Origin of the sequence: uncultured Dokdonia sp. (genome assembly GCF_947492815.1) — a bacterium.
Taxonomy (GTDB): domain Bacteria; phylum Bacteroidota; class Bacteroidia; order Flavobacteriales; family Flavobacteriaceae; genus Dokdonia.
In genome coordinates, this window is record NZ_CANLOB010000042.1 from 21251 (window position 1) to 28489 (window position 7239).

Below are 7239 nucleotides of genomic sequence, written 5' to 3' on the forward strand. Positions count from 1 at the left end.
AACACATTGGGAATCGTTCTTTTTACGCTTTCGCGAAAGCGGTAAAAGTAAACATCCCAACAGTAACAAATACATAATGACAACTTATAGAAACCTCATATATATCATCGTAGTACTATTTATTTCGTGTACTGAAAAAATCGTTAAAAAAGAAGTTGAAGAAACAACACCACCCTCAAGTATACTAAATTCAGAATCAAAGGAAAGCATAGATACAGATTACATTGCATCTGCAAATGCATTTGCTATGGAAGTATTAGGTGGACTTATTAGAACTGATACGTTTACTACGTTTCCAATAGAAAAACCTAACCATTTAAATATATTTCAAACAGAAGGACTTGAAAAAATTGTTGGTTACTCAAAAGTCGGATATCCCCAAAAAACAACTCCTAATCAATACCAACATTTTATCTTATTTGTTGCAACTTATAAAAACCAAGAAGCTGCACAAAATAACTTTAATCAGCTTAAAACAGATTCAAAATATGGATTTACAGATCTAAAGCATTTGGATAAAGCAATAGCAGAACGTGTAAAAAAAATAACTTTTGAAGCAAAGTATGGAGGTATGATTGTACATAAAGGGAAGTATATTTTTAGTTTGGTTGAGACTTGTAGAGAAGCTCCTATGACCGCTAATTGGGAAGAATATGAAGCTATGTTTATTCAATACATCACAGCTCAAAATGAAGAGATTGAAGTATTGAATGCTAATTGTGGAAATGACCGGTATTATCTAGAAATAAAAACCTCTGATTTTAAATAAGGCTAAAAAAGGAAGTTGTTATTTCCTATTCAAAATTAGTATCTTCCTCATTTTGCTTAAATAATCTATCACAATAAAAATGTCAGAAATAACCATTCCTATTTCAGAGCGTTTCAAAAAATATATTCCTATAGTCACAGGAATATGTGTTATTATCAGTATCGTATTATTTATAGGAATTAACACGGAACAAGATCCCGAAAACTGGGATGCTTTTGCAAAATGGGGCGTGCCAGCTACACAAGATATTTTTAAAGGAAGTTATTGGGGACTTATTACTTCAAACTTCTTGCACTTAGACATAGTACATATCATTGCAAATGTATACTGGTTCTGGATATTTGGCAAAAAAATCGAATTTGAAGAAGGTGAATTATTTTTTGGCACTTTTATAGTAAGTGCTGCTGTCATAAGCTCATTAGCTCAACTATCTTTCTCAGAAACTACTGGAATTGGTCTTTCTGGAATTGTGTATGCGTTTTTTGGATATATCTTTACAAAAAGAAAAATAACAGAAGCGTATAAAAACACCCTTACTAAAAAGATCATATACCTATTTATCCTCTGGCTTTTTCTATGCATTATTTTAACAGAAACAGGTGTATGGGAGGTTGCAAATGCTGCGCATGTTTTTGGCCTATTATTTGGAATCTTATTAGGATATATTGCTGAGTTCTCTAAGATAAAACAAGGTATTATAGGAGTACTATGTATACTTCTAGTAGGCTCATCTATCTTTTGGAATCCTTTCTCGATTTCTTGGCTTTCTTATAAAGTTTATATTGCTTATGAAAATCAAGATACCGAAGAAGCTCGTTTATTATATAATCAAATCCTTGAACGGGATTCTGATAATGAATTTGCCTTAAGTAATTTAAAAGAATTAGAAATCATTGAACTTTCTGACAAAGCATATGAGTTACACGCTAATGAAGAATACGAAAAAGCCAAAGAAGTATACATTCAAATATTAAACATTGATGAAAAGAATGAATGGGCGCTAGAAAACTTGCTTAGAATGCCTGAAGAATAAACCATAATTAATAAATTTTAAAAGATTAAAAACGCTGTTATTCATCATCATGCAACCTAAAAACCAAAGAAGACTTCTTATACTTTGTAGTGTAGGAATACTTTTACTGATTCCTCTTATTGCTATGCAATTTACAAATGAAGTCCGTTGGACATTTACAGATTTTATGATTGCAGGTATCTTATTATTAGGTCTTGGTAGTCTGATAGAATTAATCATTTTAAATGTACAAAACCGCAACTACAAAGTACTGTTCTATATCTTACTTCTAGTTGCATTTCTTCTACTATGGGTAGAGCTCTCTGTAGGTATTTTTGATTCTCCGCTAGCAGGTCGTTAAAATTCAATCAATTAACAAAACGTTTATTTTTTAATATGCATAAAAAAGTAATTTAGTTAACTGCTAAAACCAATGATGTGATTAAAAAATTACTCCTCTCCTATTTTATATGTTTGTGTACGATATCCGCAATAATTGGGCAATCTAAGAATGATTATACCGTATACCATCAAAGTGTTTTACAGATAGAACAAAAAATTGTTTCTGAAAAATACGGGGACGCTCTTTCAATGTATGAACAATTATTTAATAGCTATGACTTTGTGTTTATAAGAGATTATAAAATTGCAAGTCAATTGGCAGCTTACACAAAGAACAAAGAAAAAACACTCGCCTATATTGAATTAGCCATACAGTCAGGATGGACATTAAAAGCTATCAAAAAGAATAAACTCTTTAAAGAATATCTTACCAAAGAAGATTGGAAAACGCTCAAAAACAAATACGATTCCCTAGTAGCCATATATGAAGACACTCTAAATAAAGAAGTGCAGTCACAAGTAAAAAAGATGTTTGCTAAAGATCAGTGGAAAGCGTTCAAGGCATTATTTAGATTTAGCGAAAAAGCACAAACTCGTTATACTGAAAATAAATTTGCTCCACATAGTGAGCAGCAAATAGCCAAGCTTATGGACATCATAGCGATACAAGGCTATCCTGGAGAACAACTAGTAGGCAAGGGATATTGGACTTCTACGATTATAAGTCATCATAATTCTATCTCTACTTCCTATAACCGAAAGGATACATTATACCCACCATTAATCCCCATACTTAAAGAAGCCATTAAAAAAGGACAACTCTCTCCATATCAATTTGTGATTATAGATGATTGGTACTTGACATCACTAAACGATGATTCAAAACCAACCTATGGGATCATTAAACCGCTTCCCCCAGAACATATAGCAAAAACAAATAATCCTAGAACTACCATTGGTATACGCACTATTCCACTAAGAGACTCATTACTAACTGTTGAAGAAAAAACAGGAATACGTCTCTATATTACAGATATATGGTAAACAAAACATACAAGACCTTGTTAATAATGTTAAATCAATCTAAATAAGAACAAGGAAAAATCATTTGAGAGGTATCTTTATAGTAGATTATTAACGTATTAAAGTAATAGCTATGATGAAAACTAACTACCTATTCGCCACGTTTCTTTCACTCTCTTCCCTTTGCAGTTTTACTGGTTTTTCTCAAAATATTATACAAAGAGGACCTTATAATCCTGGAGTCCCAATGATAACGCAAGTCTCTGTAGAGGACTCACTATATGTGATGAGAGAACATGTGGTCTTACAATTGGCTAATGAAAAAATAAACAATGACCATCTCTTTTTTAAAGCATACCTCCTAACAGGACCACAACAAAATAGATATAGCAACAGTCGTGTATTGCATATTGAACTTCAAGATACGGATGGAACTACTGTAAAAAAGCAATTTCACGAAATCATAGATGGTATGGTTACTGGCAACATCATATTACCTAAACGAACCAAAGAAGGAAATTATATTGTAAAAGCATACACTCAGTGGATGAAGAACTATAATGACAATTCCTCTGCAAAAAAACAAATACAAATTGGAGATACTTTTAATACTGGTACCGTTGCAACAAATACGATTACAATGCTACCAGAAGGAGGTGTTTTTTTACAAGGATTTAAAAATAAGATAGTATTTCAAATACCGTCAGGGCTTGTAAGTACAGATGGCTCGATTGGTACCATTGTAGATAGTCAGGATAACAGTATTATTAAAGTACAAGAATATAATGCAGGCTCAGGGATTGCCTTTTTAGAACCCAAAAGTAACGAACGTTATTTTTTAAAATTAGAAAATGGAACCACCTATCCTTTACCTGATAGTGAATCACAAGGCCATCTATTACAGGTTAATAATATAGCAGCTGATGTTGCCAATATTCAGGTAGTTCGTTCTGAGAAAGCTCAAAAAACAACACTTACACTTATAGGTACTTTACGAGGAGTTCCATATTTTGAAAAGAAAATTAGTTTTACCAAAAATAAGGCTGATATCAAATTAGATAAAGAAAAAATCCCCAGAGGAATTTTAGAACTCCAATTAATAGATCAAGAAGGAAATCAGCTAGCAAAAAGACCTATTTGGATTGATGGACAATCGTTACAAATCACACTAGACCAAGTTGCTCTTTCTGATACTGAAGCAACCTATAAAGTAAAAGTCACAGATCAAAAAAATAAACCTGTACAAACAGAAGTAGCACTGAGTATCATTTCTGAAGCTACTCATACAACTGGATTTAAAGATGCAGATGTATTTGCTTCGCTACCAAATGAGCAAGAAAATACGACAGAGAGAAATAGCCGTTTTCTACAAGATATGTATGTGCTTATCGCTCAGAAATACAATATAGGGAGTCCATCAGAAACTACTGTCACTTCTAAAAACATACAGTATCCTATCCAAAAAGGACTTCACATCAAAGGCTATGCATATGACCTTAATAACAAGTTATTAGTAAACACACCTATTCAGGTCATGTTTACCAATGAAAATGGTATTTCTATCAAAGAAACAACCACAAATGCAGATGGAATGCTACGTATAGATAATATCCAAATTGATGGAGAAACAACTCTTTTATGCAGAACACAAGGAGATGATACAAAATCTAGATTGGTACAATTAGAACGTATGGAAGATTCATTTTATGTAAATCCTAAAAAAGAAAAAGAAAGAATTAAAGAAGCTAAGAAAAGTACAAAAAATGAGAACAACACCCCAAAAGATGAGAAAGCACTCACTGTAAAGCCATTTGATACAACAGGAACACTTGTATTAAATGAAGTGCCATTAACAGGTAGAAAAACAAAAGAGGCGCCAAAGAATGAAACACCATCAGTATACGGTGTAAAACCTTCTAAACATCAAATAGTATATCAAGATTATGATCGTCCCAAGGAGTTAGCACGATTACTCACTCAAGTCCCAGGTGTGATTATCTCAGGCCTTGGAGAAATAAGCCCTAGTATTTCTATTCCGAGAGCGTCAGGATCTGTTTTATTTGTTGTTGACGGGATTCCTCTTAGTAAAAGCAGTGCGCCACCTCCACCACCTGGTAGTCCGCCAACATCAGGAAATACCTTAATTAGCGCACTAAACGGCCCTGCAAGAACTTCTCTAAGTCAAGTGATGAATATTGTAAGTTTTACTGATATTCAACGTATCGAAGTCTTGATTGGTCCTGAGGCTGCTATTTTTGGTTCTAGAGGTGCTGGAGGTGTAGTTGCTATCTATACGCGCTTTGCAGAAGACACCTATATCCCTAGAAAAAAAGCACAACTTGATTTTCAAGGATATGAAACTGCCATTACTTTTGAAGAATATCAACAAAACCTCTCTAAGAAGGAACGTAAAAATGCTACAGTCTTATATTGGAATCCTGCCATAGAAACAAATGAAGATGGCGAGGCCACAATCACATTACCTATCACCGATACCACAACACCACTCAAAGTGAAGGCAACAACTATTAACCAAAAAGGAAATGTAGGCATATTACAAACATCATTAAATTAGGAAGTTTCTGGGTACGCTTTCGCGAAATCGAGCTTGCGAGATTCACAACCAAAAAAGGAGAGCGTAGCGTTAAAGCGTACCTAGGAGATTTGTAACTGGAAAAAATGAAATAGTAAAGTAAAATTACAAGATTCACGACCAAAAAGGAGGAACGTAGTGTTAAAGTGTATCTAGAGTTTATATCGTTAAACTATTATTTTTTTATTTCTAACCAATTGTTTAGTTTTGTATCGTTTTACTACCAATGGCAAGAAAAAAGAACTATAATGAAGACGAAGTCATAGAAAAAGCGATGCGCCTATTCTGGCGTAATGGTTATGAGACTACATCTATGCAAATGCTGGAAAAAGAAATGGGAATAAATAAATTCTCTATCTACTCAAGTTTTGGAAGCAAAAACGGCGTCTTTTTAGAAAGTATTAAATGCTACAAGAAAAAACTAAACGATATTTTAATTCCTCTAAAAAATACAACTAATGGCGTAGAAGGCTTAAAACAATACTTTTATGATTTCATAGCTTTTTCTAAAGATGAGCATTTTGGAAAGGGATGTTTAATTACAAATGCTGCAAATGAATTACAAGAAGATGCAGATTCAGAAATCAAAGCTGAACTCAGAAAGTTTACTGCCGAAATTAGAAATCAGTTTGCGCTAGCACTACAAAAAGAGAAAAACCAAGATCCTAACACTATTGAAAAAAAAGCAGACTATTTTATTATCTCTATGTTTGGACTTGCCTCAGCATCAAGAGTATTTCAAAAAAACCAATTAGATAACTATATCGAAAACATATTTACAAACAATTAATATTTTTTTAATCAATAACTAAACGATTGTTTAGTTATTTTACAAACATAAATTACAAATACAATAACATGAGTACATTAACAATTCATACAATTGAAACGGCTCCAGAAGAGAGCAAAGAATCTTTAAAAAATTCGGTTAAAGCATTTGGAATGCTTCCAAATTTACACGGAGTTTTATCAGAATCACCCGCATTACTAGAGGTGTATAAAACTACACATCAGTTATTTTCAAATTCTTCATTTAATGCCGAAGAACTCACTGTAGTATGGCAAACCATAAATGTAGAACACGAATGTCATTACTGTGTTCCTGCACATACAGCGATCGCACATATGATGAAAGTAGATCCTGCCTTAACAGAAGCTTTACGTAATGGAGAGGCAATGCCTACCGAAAAATTGCAGGTATTACAAAACACCGTATTGAGCATTGTTAGAAATCGCGGTCATATTAGTGATGCAGAATTAGAAACATTTTATGCACAAGGGTATGGTCAAAGACAAGTATTAGATATTATTTTAGGTGTTTCTCAGAAGGTGATTAGTAATTACACCAACCATATTGCTAATACTCCTATAGATGAGCCTTTCCAAAAGTTTGCTTGGACTAAATAATCTTCTCAAATCATAATGTCTAGTCCTAACTAATCGATACAGATTATTAATGGATTAAATTTATTAATTAAAGCTGAACAATGATATCATTGT

General features: G+C 33.0%; 7 protein-coding genes. All 7 read left to right on the plus strand.

Annotated elements, in window-relative coordinates; all coding sequences use genetic code 11:
* Nucleotides 1-76 precede the first annotated feature (76 nt).
* A complete protein-coding gene (locus Q1A01_RS22715; RefSeq protein WP_299685563.1) occupies nucleotides 77-769 on the plus strand; it encodes a hypothetical protein in 693 nt (230 codons plus the stop codon).
* A gap of 79 nt (nucleotides 770-848) precedes the next feature.
* On the plus strand, nucleotides 849-1802 hold the full coding sequence (locus Q1A01_RS22720; protein ID WP_299685566.1) for a rhomboid family intramembrane serine protease: 954 nt from the start codon (nucleotides 849-851) through the stop codon (nucleotides 1800-1802).
* Nucleotides 1803-1851: 49 nt separating this feature from the next.
* Nucleotides 1852-2142, plus strand: coding sequence for a hypothetical protein (locus Q1A01_RS22725; protein ID WP_299685569.1), 291 nt, complete (start codon nucleotides 1852-1854; stop codon nucleotides 2140-2142).
* Between the two features lie 77 nt (nucleotides 2143-2219).
* Complete coding sequence (locus Q1A01_RS22730; RefSeq protein WP_299685572.1) at nucleotides 2220-3167, plus strand: hypothetical protein; 948 nt, start codon at nucleotides 2220-2222, stop codon at nucleotides 3165-3167.
* A gap of 112 nt (nucleotides 3168-3279) precedes the next feature.
* Complete coding sequence (locus Q1A01_RS22735; RefSeq protein ID WP_299685575.1) at nucleotides 3280-5721, plus strand: TonB-dependent receptor plug domain-containing protein; 2442 nt, start codon at nucleotides 3280-3282, stop codon at nucleotides 5719-5721.
* A gap of 244 nt (nucleotides 5722-5965) precedes the next feature.
* Complete coding sequence (locus Q1A01_RS22740) at nucleotides 5966-6529, plus strand: TetR/AcrR family transcriptional regulator (RefSeq protein WP_299685578.1); 564 nt, start codon at nucleotides 5966-5968, stop codon at nucleotides 6527-6529.
* Nucleotides 6530-6597: 68 nt separating this feature from the next.
* A complete protein-coding gene (locus Q1A01_RS22745) occupies nucleotides 6598-7146 on the plus strand; it encodes a carboxymuconolactone decarboxylase family protein (RefSeq protein ID WP_299685581.1) in 549 nt (182 codons plus the stop codon).
* Nucleotides 7147-7239 lie beyond the last annotated feature (93 nt).